The organism is Rhodanobacter sp. UC4448_H15 (genome assembly GCF_052978265.1).
The window spans coordinates 2,927,237-2,941,757 of sequence record NZ_CM129665.1; the positions used below are offsets into that span (position 1 = coordinate 2,927,237).

At 59.9% G+C, this 14,521-nt stretch carries 12 protein-coding genes; 9 read left to right on the forward strand and 3 right to left on the reverse strand.

Annotated features, from left to right (window positions below; translation table 11 throughout):
* The first annotated feature begins 30 nt into the window (after positions 1–30).
* Both ACVCMI_RS13590 and ACVCMI_RS13595 read left to right on the forward strand, forming a co-directional pair.
* Positions 31–1,245, forward strand: coding sequence for a tyrosine-type recombinase/integrase (locus tag ACVCMI_RS13590; protein ID WP_447098461.1), 1,215 nt, complete (start codon positions 31–33; stop codon positions 1,243–1,245).
* Positions 1,238–2,392 (forward strand): hypothetical protein, encoded by a 1,155-nt coding sequence (locus ACVCMI_RS13595; RefSeq protein WP_447098460.1) that lies wholly within the window; start codon positions 1,238–1,240, stop codon positions 2,390–2,392. Before ACVCMI_RS13590 ends, ACVCMI_RS13595 begins: the two co-directional genes overlap by 8 nt.
* Here ACVCMI_RS13595 and ACVCMI_RS13600 read toward each other — a convergent pair.
* Both ACVCMI_RS13600 and ACVCMI_RS13605 read right to left on the reverse strand, forming a co-directional pair.
* The gene (locus tag ACVCMI_RS13600; protein WP_447098459.1) at positions 2,346–3,575 is read right to left on the reverse strand and encodes a hypothetical protein; all 1,230 of its coding nucleotides are present in this window, start codon (positions 3,573–3,575) and stop codon (positions 2,346–2,348) included. The genes ACVCMI_RS13595 and ACVCMI_RS13600 overlap by 47 nt on opposite strands.
* A gap of 206 nt (positions 3,576–3,781) precedes the next feature.
* Positions 3,782–4,174, reverse strand: a complete 393-nt coding sequence (locus ACVCMI_RS13605; protein WP_447098458.1) for a helix-turn-helix transcriptional regulator — start codon at positions 4,172–4,174, stop codon at positions 3,782–3,784.
* Between the two features lie 1,481 nt (positions 4,175–5,655).
* On the opposite strand from ACVCMI_RS13605, the gene ACVCMI_RS13610 reads away from it, so the two are divergent.
* The 7 genes from ACVCMI_RS13610 (at position 5,656) to ACVCMI_RS13640 (ending at position 11,086) form a co-directional block, all read left to right on the forward strand.
* A complete protein-coding gene (locus ACVCMI_RS13610) occupies positions 5,656–6,639 on the forward strand; it encodes an SOS response-associated peptidase family protein (RefSeq protein WP_447098457.1) in 984 nt (327 codons plus the stop codon).
* Positions 6,640–6,845: 206 nt separating this feature from the next.
* Positions 6,846–7,244, forward strand: coding sequence for a JAB domain-containing protein (locus tag ACVCMI_RS13615; protein ID WP_447098456.1), 399 nt, complete (start codon positions 6,846–6,848; stop codon positions 7,242–7,244).
* On the forward strand, positions 7,225–7,332 hold the full coding sequence (locus ACVCMI_RS13620) for a JAB domain-containing protein (RefSeq protein ID WP_447099604.1): 108 nt from the start codon (positions 7,225–7,227) through the stop codon (positions 7,330–7,332). The genes ACVCMI_RS13615 and ACVCMI_RS13620 overlap by 20 nt, the downstream gene beginning before the upstream one ends.
* A 360-nt stretch (positions 7,333–7,692) precedes the next feature.
* Entirely contained in the window at positions 7,693–8,649 is a 957-nt protein-coding gene (locus tag ACVCMI_RS13625; RefSeq protein WP_447098455.1) for a DUF932 domain-containing protein, read from the forward strand.
* Positions 8,650–8,661: 12 nt separating this feature from the next.
* A complete protein-coding gene (locus ACVCMI_RS13630; protein WP_447098454.1) occupies positions 8,662–9,114 on the forward strand; it encodes a hypothetical protein in 453 nt (150 codons plus the stop codon).
* An 80-nt stretch (positions 9,115–9,194) separates the two neighbouring features.
* Complete coding sequence (locus tag ACVCMI_RS13635) at positions 9,195–10,172, forward strand: YqaJ viral recombinase family nuclease (protein WP_447098453.1); 978 nt, start codon at positions 9,195–9,197, stop codon at positions 10,170–10,172.
* A gap of 14 nt (positions 10,173–10,186) precedes the next feature.
* A complete protein-coding gene (locus tag ACVCMI_RS13640; protein WP_447098452.1) occupies positions 10,187–11,086 on the forward strand; it encodes a recombination directionality factor in 900 nt (299 codons plus the stop codon).
* A 480-nt stretch (positions 11,087–11,566) separates the two neighbouring features.
* Here the strand turns inward: ACVCMI_RS13640 and ACVCMI_RS13645 are convergent, their stop codons facing one another.
* Positions 11,567–14,248 carry a UvrD-helicase domain-containing protein gene (locus tag ACVCMI_RS13645; protein WP_447098451.1) on the reverse strand — a complete coding sequence of 894 codons (2,682 nt, stop codon included), beginning with the start codon at positions 14,246–14,248 and terminating at the stop codon, positions 11,567–11,569.
* Between the last annotated feature and the right edge of the window lie 273 nt (positions 14,249–14,521).

Below are 14,521 nucleotides of genomic sequence, written 5' to 3' on the forward strand. Positions count from 1 at the left end.
ATACCACGATGCAGCTTGGAACCTCCAACGATGGCACTCCTTACCGACGCCAAGGCACGAAGTATCAAACCCGGAAGCCCACCGCTTGCACACGGCGGAGTCACTGGGTTGGCGCTGCATCCCTCCCCCAGCCACAAGGGCCAAGGCAAGTGGGTACTCCGCTATGTCAGTCCCGTTACCCAGAAGCGTCGCAATGCCGGGCTAGGTTGTTACCCCGAGGTCGGCATTGCCGACGCGGCTCAACTCGCGCGCAGCATGCGTGAACAGCTTGCGCATGGACAAGACCCGCTGGAACTCAAGGCCAACGAAGAAGCCAAGCCGCGCCTGCCTTCGCTCAGCGAAGCCGCCAAGACCCTACACGGTGAGCTCACCCCTGGCTGGAAGAACGCCAAGCACGTCCAGCAGTGGATCAACACGCTGACTGAGTATGCCTTCCCCTTGATCGGCTCGATGCCGCTGGATCAGATCCAGCCGCGCCACATTGCCGACGTACTGCGCCCTATCTGGCTGGAGAAAGCGGAGACCGCAGGGCGAGTCAAGCAACGGCTGCACGCGGTTATGGCGTGGGGGTGGGCACATGGCTTCTGCCAGTCGAATCCGGTCGACGTGGTGAATCACCTCTTGCCACTCCAACCAGGCAAAACCGTCCGCACACAGCACCAGCCTGCGATGCCTTGGGCGTTGATGCCCGCGTTCGTGATCGACCACCTGCCGCCAAGCGTTGAAGTCACGCGTCAGCTCTTAGGGTTTGTGATCCTGACGGCAGCCCGTTCGGGCGAGGTACGCCACATGACGTGGGATGAGGTGGACTTGAAGAACAAGCTCTGGACGGTGCCTGCGGAGCGAATGAAGGCCAAGCTAAGCCACCGCGTGCCGCTTTCTAATCAGGCCATAGCACTCCTCAAGCACCAACAGGGGCTGCACCACACGTTTGTGTTCCCGTCTGTACGCAAAGGCGTCCCGTTGTCGGACATGGTTCTGACGGCCTTTCTGCGTCGCGTGAAGGCCGTTAGCGACGTACCGGGGCGTGTGGCTACCGCCCACGGCTTCCGATCCAGCTTTCGCGACTGGTGCAGCGAGAAGGGGTATGCGCGCGACTTGGCGGAAAGGGCATTGGCCCACACCGTGCAGAACAAGGTGGAGGCTGCCTATCACCGGACGGATCTGCTGGAGCAGCGCCGGCCGCTCATGCAAGCATGGGCTGATTTCGTAATGCCTAATGGGAAGTTACGTGCGCATGACTGAGATAAATGCGAGACGGTTGTCGAAGCTGGTGCCGCTGTTAGACGAAGTATCCCCTGCCGAGATGCGCAGCACCTTGCCCGCGTTGGTGCACGATGGCGAGGTTGAACTCTACGTCCGTGTACCCGCTGGCAAGGCGGTGTACATGGATGGCATCCAATTGCTGCCGACAACGTTTAGTGATGCCGCTAACTCCTTGAGCCGCCCCCTGTCGCCCTACGACCGTAGCCAGATGCGGAACGCTAGGAAATCCGGCATCCCAGCTATCCAAGCTCCGATGATAGTTCCAGGTGCGATCTATCTAGGAATGGCGCCAAAGGACGCCCGCTTGCTGCTAGAGATGGAGCGGAGGGATGTCTGTTGGTTTCCTTGCGCCGTCCTGTTTTCGCAGGACTCAGGGACAGATTCGAAGCATCTCACACGAGTGATTCCATGGCAGTCGCTATGTTGCCTTCGGCCCGATGATGGGCAGCCAAAGCGGGGGCCATGGATAGGTCCTGACCCCGGGCACGCGCTAGCCATCGAGCTGCGTGACGTCCTCGTTGAACAGAATGCCTTGGACATCGTGTTGCGGACGAAGGAAGACCCACTGGGGCTAAGGGAGACCTCGCCTGGCGTTTACGTCCTGTGCCGCGCCGCTGCGCATTTCAATGATCCGGAAAAAGGCGTACAAGCACGGCAGCCTGCAGTCGAAGAATGGGCAAGGAACGAAGCTAGCGCGTGCGGCGTTGATGACTGGTTGTTTACAAAGGGGGTACTGAAGCAGGTCAGGAAACTCATCAACACGAAGCACAACGAGCGTCAGGGCATGAAGTCTCCCACTGAGTTCGATCTCAGCGTATTGAATGACGACGAAGCTCGCGCTTTCGGCCAGCTTCACTGGGCGAGCAAACGATTGATGTTGGTTGTCCACGCAGCACGATGCTGGCAACAGCTTATCTGCGGTCAGGAGAGACCCTGGGAGGCCGTTAGTCCAGACGACCAGATGCGGATGACCCGCAACTTAGGTAAAAGGCTAGACGACTGGGGGTTTACCGGTGATGGCGAACGCGATGCGGTCTTGTCGGTAGCGATCTACCCGATCGACATTCGCGACATACGCCTCAAGCAGAGGGCGAAGCAAAAGGCGATGCAGAAAACACGCTCTTGAGCACCGAAAGGTCATTCTCGGCCTTTCGCGGCGCACCCGGCTTCGGGCTGTCGCTGGACTCAACGATGATGCCACGTCGGAGGTTACGTGAGCGTCCGGTTTCCAGGGCGCAGTCCTCCTTCGTCATATAAGCCAGCGCGATCAGGAGGCCGGTCAGCATGGCTCGATCACTGATACGCACCACGCCGAGTGCGTTGTGTTCGTATTTCTTGCGCAGTACCCAGCAGTTGAAGAACGTACCCTTCCCATCACTGAAGCGGCCCGCCCAGGCTTCGCCAAGCTGCTGGCTGTAAACGTGGCCTTCCTGGTGTTTGTGGCCGTCGAGAAAAACCATGAGATGGAAATGGATGCCACGACGGAAACCGCCTTCGCGCTTCACGATCCACCCCTTGACGTCAGGTTCAATGAGGCGATTCTCCCGTAAGGCACGCAGGTACTGGCTGACGCACCATTCTGCGCGATCTGACTCTGACCAAGCGTGACTATCAGGATGGATGTAAAGGTCAATCCTGAGTACCAGGAGCTTTGAGTACTTCTCGAACAGGCTGCCAGCATAAGCCCAGCAGGATTTCAAATTCTTACGCTCGCTCCTCTCGTGATTGAGAACCACCGTCCTGAACCGTCTGGAATTGCAGACGCGTTTTACAAATCCGGCTGCCCGGTCAAACGCATTCCGAATCGTCGGCTCGTTGACGTTGGCCCATTCCTCGGGATAGAAGTCGCTCAGCCTCTCGGCAATCTGCATGCAGGCACGGATCATCACCGTGATGTGGGGGTTGGGGATGGCGTGAATGACCGTGTAGGGCTCACCTTCAGCCAGCCCGGCCATCGTTCCATCTGCTTTACGGAAGGAGTGACCCTTCATATGGAAGCCCTGTTCGGCACGCTCCACCAATGGCAATGCGTTTGCGCACAGTAAGCGCACGTCATTTCCCAGGGCTGTCAGTTTATGCGCCATACCGCGCACGGATTTGAAAGGTGCGACCATAGCACCGCTACCGGTAGCCAATCGTTTAGCCGTCCTTTCAAAAGTTCTAAGATACATTTGCCAATCGTAGTCTTCCGTGATAACAGCTTTCCCATCTGCCGTGTGCCACATGCCTTTGGCGATATGCGCGTGCTGCCTCTCTCCTTCTTTGATGGCTCGCTCAATATGCTCGTCAGTAACTTCGTTATAGTTCATGATGTTTTTCTCTATGTGTTTGTTTATGTGCTTATTGACCTTATTTAAGGTGCAGTCACTGGTGGAATGTAGACAGACGACCCACAGCTGCCTCCATCACAAATCAATGGACTTGCTTGATGGAGCTATTGCCTGATACTAGTAACGGTGATACAAAGCCATTAGATATAGTTCCTGAATTCGCAATACGTTAATTTGCCCCAAGGCTAGTTATTCGACATGGACTTCCTCCGGATAGACGAGAGATTCGGTTCCGAGAGCTTCTTGCTGACTTGGTGCGACATTTCATGGGCGGGGCGCGAATCAACCCACCCAAGGATGTCGGCACGCCGCCAGCCGATCGCGGATCGCACTCCAGCTCCATTTCCGAGACGGATAGGCTTGGGGAACTCCGGGTCGAACCACTGCCCCTCGGAGTCCAAGAGATTCCGAATGGTGGACGGACTCAAGCCGATCTGGGCAGCGACTTCGTCGATGCGCAGCACCAGCCTTGGTTGTACATTCCACTTCTTGAGCGAATCGCCAATCGCTTCTCGGACGGCCTGGGCAATGACTCCCGACAGTACCTGCGGGGAACAGGGATCTCTTGCATCGTACATATTGCGGCTCTGCGGTGGTGATGCTGGAATACTGGAGCCGAGCTTGTGGTTTGGCGATGTACGAAATCCGCACTTCCATGGGGAGCCAAAGTCCGACGACCCGCTAGGCCGCACCACGACTAGCTTTCCACGACTGGAGAAGTGCGGAAGCCCTCCGCACCCTCGCCCCCCTTACCCCCTCCGTCGAGTTAGTTCTAAGCCGTCGAGTTAGTTTTCCGACCTTCGAAAGGCGTTAACCAAGCAAAAAAGGCGCTGCTAGCCTGAGTAGTGACGACTCACGCTGAGCGCGTCCGAGGGCATGTGGCCGGCTTACCGGTTCTTCCGCCCGATGCGATTGTCGGGGATGCGCTGCTGTGCAGCGACGGCAGCGCCAAAAAAAGGCGTGACGCCCGAAGAGCGTCACGCCTTTTTGATGAATAACGACCTACACCGACGTTACATGCAATTGTACCTTGGCACCGTCACCCACTTAAAATTCAATTCCCCGCACTCATCCAGATCATCTGCGATACGGACCAAGACGTCCCCATCTCTCACCTCGGGGGCCAAACTCGGGATGTGTACTCCTGCACATATTCAACAGCCCCGATACGGACCTCGCCCGCATCGCTGTAAAAAAGGCTCGCGAACTCTTCGATCAACTCCCCCTTGGCTGCAAAGATCATCTCCTCCCGAGAGGCAAAAAACGAATCGGTTCCGCCCCTCACCAACTCCTGGTATTCCCAATTCTGGTCACTCAAGTCACGCAGCATCATAGGCACCCTCGCTAACGGCGCGCACGATGAATCGTGCGCACGAAAATGTTAAACAAGATGGATTGCCTCAATCTGCTTGCGCTGCAAGGTGCAGCGTGCTCGGTCCGACGTTCCGGCTCTGTCTTCAGAGTTTGGGGCGATGGCAGCCTACACCAAACTGCGAAAATGGCAACCCCCTATAGGCCAGCCAGGAAGTTACCATGATCTGCTGGGGACGCAGTAGCAGTTGACGTTTTTTCAAGCTGGAGCGCCGCCGCCTGTGCAGTCGTGTGCCTCGCTCGTCGGTTCCGCCAGACACTCTGGGTCGGCTTCCGCCTGACACCTAGTCGGTTTGGGCCAGACTCGCTCGGCAGACAGAGTTTGCCGGGGCTAATGCGCTATGTGAATCGGGGAATGGACTGGAGGCGTGTAGGCGACAACCCACTGTTCAGCTTCGATGGATTGCCGGCTGCATACGAGGCCGGAGCAAGGCTGGCCTCTCTTTTTCGGCCGCTCTTAGGCACAGGCGATGGCGTCCCCCCTGGGCGAGGTGGGTTTCCATGTGCCGGACCCGATGGCTTGCCGGTCTTTCTGGAGCGTGTACGCGGATCATCCCACTCGCATCGCCCCGTGGATGGCGGGCGATTGGGGCGGCAACTGCATGTGTCTGCGCAACAGATCTGGCAGGAAGGTAATAACTGGGCTTGGGCACTATGCTTAGATCCGTCAGATCAAGCAGGCCCCGACATGTGCTATTCGGCGCAAATTTTGGCGGACTTCAGGAAATACGAGCGCTTCGGCGGAAAACTCGCTCTTAAGGAATTCACCAAGCTCGCGGGCTGGACCAAGAAGAAGGGCAGCTGGGTCAAGGTTGTCCCGAAGGCGTTGCGACGCGCGATGACCGATGCCACCAGTGGCGTGCTGGACATTGGCACGGTCGAATTGGCTCGCGATGCAGAATCTGAAGCAATCGCCTTGATCGCGTCTGAGATCGGCGTCCAGGAAGCGCGCCTCGTCGAGGCGAGCGCCAAGCTCGCGTCAGGTAAGCCGACCAAAAAGGCCGAGAACGACCTCCGCGTTGCGACCAACAAGCTTGAGGCAGGAAGGAAAAAGCTGGAAGATTTGGCGTTACCTGCGCCGGCCGATGGCATCGACAGAATCTGGCCTGGCCACTTCGCTCCGGTAATGATCCGTGATCCTCAAACGGGCGAGCGTATGGTCGTTCCGATGCGCTACCGCTGTCGCCTGCCGGGCTGGACAGAAACCGATGAGATCGAGAAGCCAGGCACGTACAACGCGCGGCGTGACAAGCTTTCGACCGTGTGGCGCAAGGTGTTCGGCTACAACCACGGCATCATGATCGTGGATCGCTTCTACGAAAGCGTGTATCTGCACAATCTGCAGCAGCGTGCTCTAATTCCAGGTGAGCGCGAGCAAAGCGTGGAGATTCTGTTCAAGCCTTCGACTGGTGAATACCTGTTCGTTGCCTGTCTCTGGACCTATGTCGAGGCAGTCGGCGACGATCCCGGGTTCTACACGTTCGCCGCGATCACCGATGACCCGCCTCTTGAAGTGGTTGCGGCTGGCCACGACCGGTGTCCCGTTCCCATTCAGGGAGACGACATCGACGCATGGCTCGACCCAAGCATGAACGACTACGCGAGCATGTATGCGATCCTCGATCGACGTGTGCGGCCGTATTACGAACATCTGCTAGTGCAGCAGAAGTAGTTGTAATTCTTCCGTAGCTCTCGCTCTGCGCCCGGGTCAGTCGGAACGCGTCCGTAACGCCGCTGGCATTCCGCTGACATGGCGCGATCCGAACCTGTAGCGGCTAGGCGCTTCGGCGCGCATTTTCCCCATCTTTCGCGACAACGCATAGAGCCTGGCTGTGAAGCCAGGCTCTATGCGTTTGTGCCCATCACAAGGAGCCACCTATGAAAGTTGTTCGATCCACGGCCTACACCCGCTATAAGCTCGACAGCGAAACAACAGAGCAGGACGTGCTTGCCGCGGCCGAAGGCATCCTCGGGGAAAGGCTCAAACGTCAGGGCAGCATCGACAGCCCGACCGATGCCAACGACTTCCTGCGCATGCGCCTGGGTGCCCTGTCGCATGAAGAGTTCCACGTTCTCTGGCTGGACAATCGGCATCGCATCATCGACTGCCAGAAACTCTTCAGCGGTACCGTCGACGGCGCCAGCATCTATCCCCGTGAGGTTGTACGGGCGGCGCTGAGCGTCAATGCCTGCGCAGCCATTCTGGCGCACAACCACCCCCAACGGAATCGCCGAACCGAGTGCCGCCGACCGGACTATCGCCAACGAGCTTCGTGACGCTTTGCGATTGATCGGGGTGCGGATTCTGGACCACATCGTCGTGGGTGACGAGTGCGTCAGCATGGCTGTCCGGGGACTGATGTGATGCAGGCGCTCACTGCCGCCCTGCCCTCAATCTGCGAACACGGATGGCTCGCGTATCAGTGACTTCGATTCAACGAGATCTCAGATCCATATTACCCCCGTGAAGTCCATGGTCTTTGGCTTCGCGTCTGGACGCTCCGTATCGCAGCGTTCGCAAAGGATACCCGACGACATGAGCGGCAAACTCGACACGGTCTACTGCATCCTGGTCGTTGCTACGGCAGTTCTGGTGGGCATCGTCAAATGCACCCACTGCGGTGGCTTCAAAGCCCCCTGATCCGATCCAACACACGCGCAGCGCACAAGGCCCGGCATGTCCGGGCCTTGTGCGTTTATGCCGCCAACTTACGAGGAAACGACAATGCATCTGGTTGAAACGATGGCCTACGCCGGCGAGAAGCCGTGGCACGGTCTTGGCAACAGATTGGCCCCGCAGCAATCCATCGACACGTGGAAGCAGCAGGCGGGCATGGACTGGCAGATCGAAGCGTCCGAAGTCCGCTACATCTCCGGCAACAACCACATGGGCGTGATCAACGCCTTCCCGGAGCAGAAGGTGCTGTACCGTTCGGACACCAAGGCGCCGCTGGCCGTGGTCTCCAAGCGCTTTCACGTGGTGCAGCCCGGCGAGATTCTGGAGTTCTATCGCGACCTGACCGCCTGTAATGGCTTTGAACTGGAGACGGCCGGCGTCTTGCGTGAAGGTCGCAAGTTCTGGGCGCTGGCAAAGACCGGCCAGAGCACCACGCTCAAGGGCCGTGACCGCGTCGACGGCTATCTGCTGCTGGCCACTGCCTGCGACGGGACGCTGGCGACCACGGCACAGTTCACGTCGGTGCGTGTGGTCTGCAACAACACCTTGTCGATTGCGCTGGGGAACGCCAACGGTGCCATCAAGGTACCGCATCGTAGCCAGTTCGATCCCGATGCGGTGAAGCGCCAGCTGGGCATCACCGTGTCGTCGTGGGATGGCTTCGTCGCCCGCATGAAGGCGCTGGTGGAGCGGCCGGTCGACCCCGATACGGTCGAAGGGCTGTTGCGTCGGGTACTCACCTACGCCGCGCCGGACGGCAAGGCCGTGGTGGTCAACGAGCAGGCGCTTGCCACCGTCCGTTCGTTGTACGAAGGCGGCGGTCGCGGTGCGTTGATGGCGTCCAGCCGGGGCACGGCGTGGGGTGTGGTCAACAGCGTGACCGAGTTCGTCGATCACCACCGCCGGGCGCGTAGTGACGATCACCGCCGCGATGCGGCGTGGTTCGGTCAAGGGGCGCAGATCAAGCAGCGTGCCTGGGACGAAGCGCTGAAGTTGCTGGCCTGACGGAGATCGACGATGGGACTGGATATGTACCTGGAAGCCAAGCGGTACGTTGCCCCCTGCGATCCGCGAACGGAACCGATGCGCCGCGCCATTGGTGCGGCCATCGGCTATATGCCGCCAAAGGAGAAGCCGGGCCAGGATGCCTCCCTGCTGGAAGTCAGCGGGGTGACGGTGCGGGTGGGCTACTGGCGCAAGTTCGATGCCTTGCACCGGTGGTTTGTGAGCAACGTGCAGGAGGGCGTCGACGACTGTCGACCGGCGTTCGTTTCGGTAGACACCTTGATCGAGCTGGAAGAGCAGCTCGAACGGGCAAGCGACGACTCGGCCAGCGTCAGCGGGCGTTTCACCGCTGACGCTAATGAAACGCTGGATGGCGGCGAAGTCGATTACACGTTGAAAGTCCTGCATCACGCCAAGCAATTGCAAGAGCAAGGCTGGGACATCTACTACAGCGCCAGTTGGTAGCGACACCTTGAGAACCAACCACCCACCACCCGACTGATGCCCATGCGTCGGTCGGGCTTTTTTATGCCCGGAGGAAACCGATGAGCAAGCAAAACGCGGCCGTGAGGCTGGTTGATACCAAGAAACTGCCCTATGGGCAGTGGCTGGATGTGCGCAGGAACGGCATCGGCAGCTCGGATGCCGCCGCCGCGGTAGGGCTGTGTCCGTACAAAAGTCAGCTCGAACTGTGGATGGAAAAAACCGGCCGCACGCCGCCGGACGAAGTACGGCCCGGTCAGGACGATCCGCGTTACTGGGGCACCCTGCTGGAACCGATGGTGGCGACCGCCTACCAGGAGCGCACCGGTCACAAGGTGCGCAAGCTCAATGCCGTGCTCCAGCATCCAACGTTCCCCTTCATGCTGGCGAACATCGACCGCGAAATCGTCGGCGTGCCCGGCGTGCAAGTGCTGGAGTGCAAGACCGCCGGCGAGTTCGGCGCACGGCTGTGGAAGGACGGCGTTCCCGAGTACGTCCAGTTGCAGGTACAGCACCAGCTGGCCGTGACCGGCAAAGCCGCTGCCGACGTGGCTGTGCTGCTGTGCGGCCAGCAACTGGAAATCCACCGCATCGAACGGGACGACGAAGTGATCGCCCGTCTGGTCGTGCTGGAAACCCGGTTCTGGGACTACGTGGAGAAGGACATCGAGCCGCCGGCCGATGGCAGTGAATCGGCGGCCAAGGCCCTGCGGAAACTGTATCGAGGCAACGACACCAGCCTGGACTTCTCCGGCGATGAAGACCTCGGCCGTGCCTTCGATGCACTGACAACGCTCAAGGGTGAGCTGGAAGCGATGGAGCATGAAGCCGAATCGTTCAAGCAGATGATCCAGCAAGCGATGGGCGATGCCAGTAAGGCGGTCTTCGCTCATGGCGAGGTGACATTCAAACGGGCCAAGGACAGCACCACGCTGGATACGAAGCGGCTGATGGCCGAGTGCCCGGATGTTGTCGCCATGTACTCGGCGACTCGCCCTGGCTCTCGTCGGTTTGTGTTGTCGCGGTCTCCCAACAACTGACAGAGGACAACGACATGTTGAAAGGTTTGGCTATTACCCCGCCCGTGATCGGGCGGATTTCCATTGGCCGGGTGGTGGAGCGCAACGGCAAGCGCCTGCCGGAGAAGGACGACCAGTTCACCCTGACCAGCCAGGTGCAGGGGCGCGACGGCTGGTTGTTGCATCCACTGGACGAGAAATTGCGCAAGGAAGCCGAGGGTCAGAAGTTGCGCGCAATCCCGGTGCGGCTACTGTTCAACGACCCGGGCCTCAACCTGCGGGCGGACTATTCCCTGTTTGACCGCACCACGGGCCGACCGGTCTGCGTGGGCAACGGCGAGACCTGCCGGCGCACGGGCAAGGAAGGTGTAGCTACGATGCCCTGCCCGGGGCCGGATGCCTGCGCGTTCTCGCAAGGGGCATGCAAGGCCTACGCACGGCTGAACGTGGTCGTGGGTGATGACGATGCGCTGGGTAGCTTCGTGCTGCGCACCACGTCCTTCAACACCATCCGCACGCTGGCGGCACGGCTGGAGTATTTCAGCGCCGTGTCCGGCAGATTGCTGGCCTGCCTGCCACTGGAACTGAAGCTGCGTGGCAAATCAACCACGATGAGCTATGGGACGCCGATCTACTACGTCGATCTGGTGGTGCGCTCTGGGCTCACGTTGGAGCAAGCCATCGCACAGGCGCGGGAGCTGGACGAACAGCGGCGGGCCTGCGGCTTCGACCAGGGTGCGCTGGACGAGTCCGCACGCAGGGGCTTCGCCAACGGTGCGTTTGAGGAACTGGAAGAAGACGTGCCGGCAGTGGTGGAGGAGTTCTACCCCGAAGGCGAGAGCGCGGCTGCGGATCACGGTAGTGGCGCCTCGAATGGTGCCAGCACCTTGCGCGGCAAGCTCGAAGCGCGCGTGGCAACGGCGAGCTCGCACTGAGCGAAAAGGAGGTGATGGTGATGTTTGGTTTCGTCGGCGGCTTGGTCGTGTATGGCTTTGCGCTGTATGGCCTCGCGAAGTATTTGCTGGGCAGCAAAGAAGATGACGACCAGTGATGGTGGGTAGTCGGGCGAGGGGCAGGGGCGTAGGCTCCTGCCCCTCGCGGGCTGGCGACTTCTTTTTTTGTCGGTGCGGCTCCACTGCAACCCTCCAACCATCGTCGGCGGATTCAACTTCGAAGTGCAGCACCCTAACCGATGAAGTGGCGCAGGTGCGGTAGCCTGCGCAACTTCACCGCCAAGCGGAGTTGCCCAAATCGACATATCTCCTACCTTGGATGGATCAGTGTGCTGACGCCAAGCACCGCTATGCGGGCAACGTCTTGCAGTCGAGCTGGCCGCGCAAGCCAATGAGCTCGGGCCATCCACTTCGCCCATCATCCTAGGTCGTGTGTGCGGCACGGCCATATAAAGTCGTAGGTCAGCGCTTGGGGATGTTGGCAGTGGCCTTGCAGCCTTCCTGGAAGCGTGAGCAACCGTAGAACGGGCCATTCCTGCCGTTTTTTTCCTGGATCACGCCCTTCCCGCATACGGGGCAGGTTTGCCCGGCGACCACCGGCACCGTAATCCGCTGTGAGCATCGCACGATGGCCGGATCGGTCAGCTTGCACGTCTGGTCGCAGGCCGGAAAGCGCGAACAACCCAGAAACGTGTCATCGCCACGCGGCACCATGACGCCACCGCAGTCAGGTCGGGCGCACGGCTCTACCCCCTCTCCGCCCAAAGGTTCGATTACAAGGTGGTTGCGCTTGACCAGTTCTACCAAGAACTGGGATGGCTGGGCCAGCGTTGTGTAGAAGCGCACCTGTTTGCTGGCCCGGGTCATGGCCACGTAGAACAGGCGGCGCTCTTCGGCGAACGGGTAAGGGTCAGGCGCGGGCATGGCCAACTGGAGCGCGGGGTCGTCCTGGATCTGGCTGGGGAAGCCATGAGTGCCTTGGAGAACATTGAGGACGAAGACGTACTCGGCCTCCAACCCCTTGGAGCCGTGCGCGGTCCTGAAGTCGATCTTCAATCGGTCGCCGAACCGCTGCTGCCACTGCGCCAACGAGTCCGGGATGTCGCGCCGATAGCGGCCCAGTAACAGGATGGTGATGTGGGCCCCCTTGGCCGGCTTGAGCTTGCCTGCCACAGCGTAGCAATGCATGTCGGCCAGTTGCTGTTCGATGTAGCCGGGGATCATCTCGTCCTCGACAAACCCGTAGGCCAGCATGGGCGTTTTAGTCAGCGGATTGGTCGTTTTGACTGTTTTCTTGATCTGGGCGGGGTTGACCTGAATGAATTGGCTGGACACGTCGCACAGGTGCTGCGGGCATCGGAACGTCGTGTTGAGCGTCAGACGCGTGGCGAAGTCGAAGGTCTTCTCGAACTCCGTCATGACGGAGATATCGGAGCCGGCAAACCGATTGATGCCTTGCCAATCGTCGCCGACCACACACAGGTGGGTGGGCACGCCTGGGTTGCCGGCCAAGGCCTTCAATAGCCGGATGCGGGCGCGGGAACTGTCCTGGAACTCGTCGGCCAAGATGAGAATGTACGGGCTTTTGTAAGCCCCAGACTCCACATGCGCAGCCGCCTGTATCAGCATGTCCTCGAAGTCGATGAACTGGCCCTCCCGCAAGCGACGTTCCCATTCACTCGCGATGCGCTCGTAGAGGGAAAGGTACATGCGCAAGCGTGCGCCGTAGCCGTCCTTGGACTGCTCCTTCAAGGCCGCCTGCAGTTGGACGTGGGTCAGGCCGTTGTTCTTGACGTGCTGTTGGAACACCCGGAACGACCTAGCCAGGTCCTTCTCGTCGACAGGGGGCAACCCGACGTTTTTTCGCGTGGGATCGAATACCGGCTGGACGCCGCGAGCGATCAACGCCTGTTCCAGAGCGGGGATGGCCTGCCCGGTCAGCAGCCCGTGCGATGTGGTCTCGACCAGCGCGGTGCCCTTGTCCACGTGGAGTTGGCGTTTCCACTCCACGCCTTCGAGGTAGTCCTTGAACTCCTTGGGTGCCTCGCCCTTTTCGTTGAGCGCGAAGTGTTCGTGGTAGAGGTTGGCGTCGGGGTAGTAGAAGTCGGGGAAGTATTGGCGATACTGGCTGTCGGCCGTGTCGTGTTCATAGGCCCGCTCGTAGTCGTACCTGATACCGTTGTAGAACAACCAATTTGCGATGATTCGCTCTTCCTTACTCTTGACGATTTCGCCGTGGGCGGTGAGGAACCCTCTCCGGCCGTCGGCATAGGCGTCGGGCTCTTGCCGATGGCCCCACTTGCCGACATCGCGTGCATAGATCGTGCGGAACTGATCCCAGTCGCGCTTGAATGCCGCATCCTGGCCCGCCAAGGTCTTGATGATGTCGGACACTTCGCGGATATCGGCGCCGGGGTTGTCAGGGCTCACCCAGGGCGCAAGCGACGGCCTCTTGCCGGTGGCCTTGCCGATGACATTGATGCCGAAGGCGTGGAACGTGTTGGAGCGCACCTTGTCCACGTGGGGCACGCCACGCAGTCGCTCGGCGATACGCTGCCCTACTTCTTCGGCAGTGGCTGTATTAAACGCCAGCAACAGGATCTGTTCCGGCGTGGCCAATTTTTCGTGGAGGGCGTAGCCGGTCTTGGCCACCATGGTGGAGGTTTTACCCGAGCCGGCGGCGGCCACGACCATGACGCTGTCGTCCATGCAGATGCAAGCATGAATTTGTTCGTCGGTCAGCGGGTTCTTCTCCACTGTGTTGAAGAAATCCCTGCGCACCACTTTCTGGCGTGCCAGGTGGCTCGCATTCGCCTTATCGAACCGGAGCCGCAAGGTCTCTTCGGGCGATGGCTCACCGACCGCCTGCCTCCAGGTCTTGCGAGGGTGCTTGGGCGCGGGGTGCTTGGCCAGGAACCGGGAGACAGTTCCCTTGGAAATCCATCGACCACTGCCCATTATGACCGACAGATGCGCATCCCACTGCTCGAACGCGTCTTGAAACCTGTCGTCTTCCCGCTTCTGGTTAGCCCGTCGTTCGGCTTCCAAGGCGGGATCGACCTTCGGCTTGGCGCGACGGGGGTTTATGTTGCCAAAGATCGTCCCGATGAGCCAGAGAAGCCCAATGACTATCAGAAACTCCATCTATTTCCCTGCCCCTAGCCGCGATTCCAGTCTCTTTGGGATCATCTTGCCACGGGAACACAGGGGAGGGGCTGGCATCGCCTTCCTTGGTCCGGACTGCCACCCTGGGGAACTTCAGCAAATCGACGATGAATACGATCGGGATGATCCAGCGGAAGTGGCTGGGGAGACTGGTCATCGACGTTGGCAGGACATTCATCGCATCCCTCGCCGGTCACAAGCCCCCGGTGTGGTTGGTGGGTCAGTGAAGATGAGCTTGATGCGCCGTGCCTG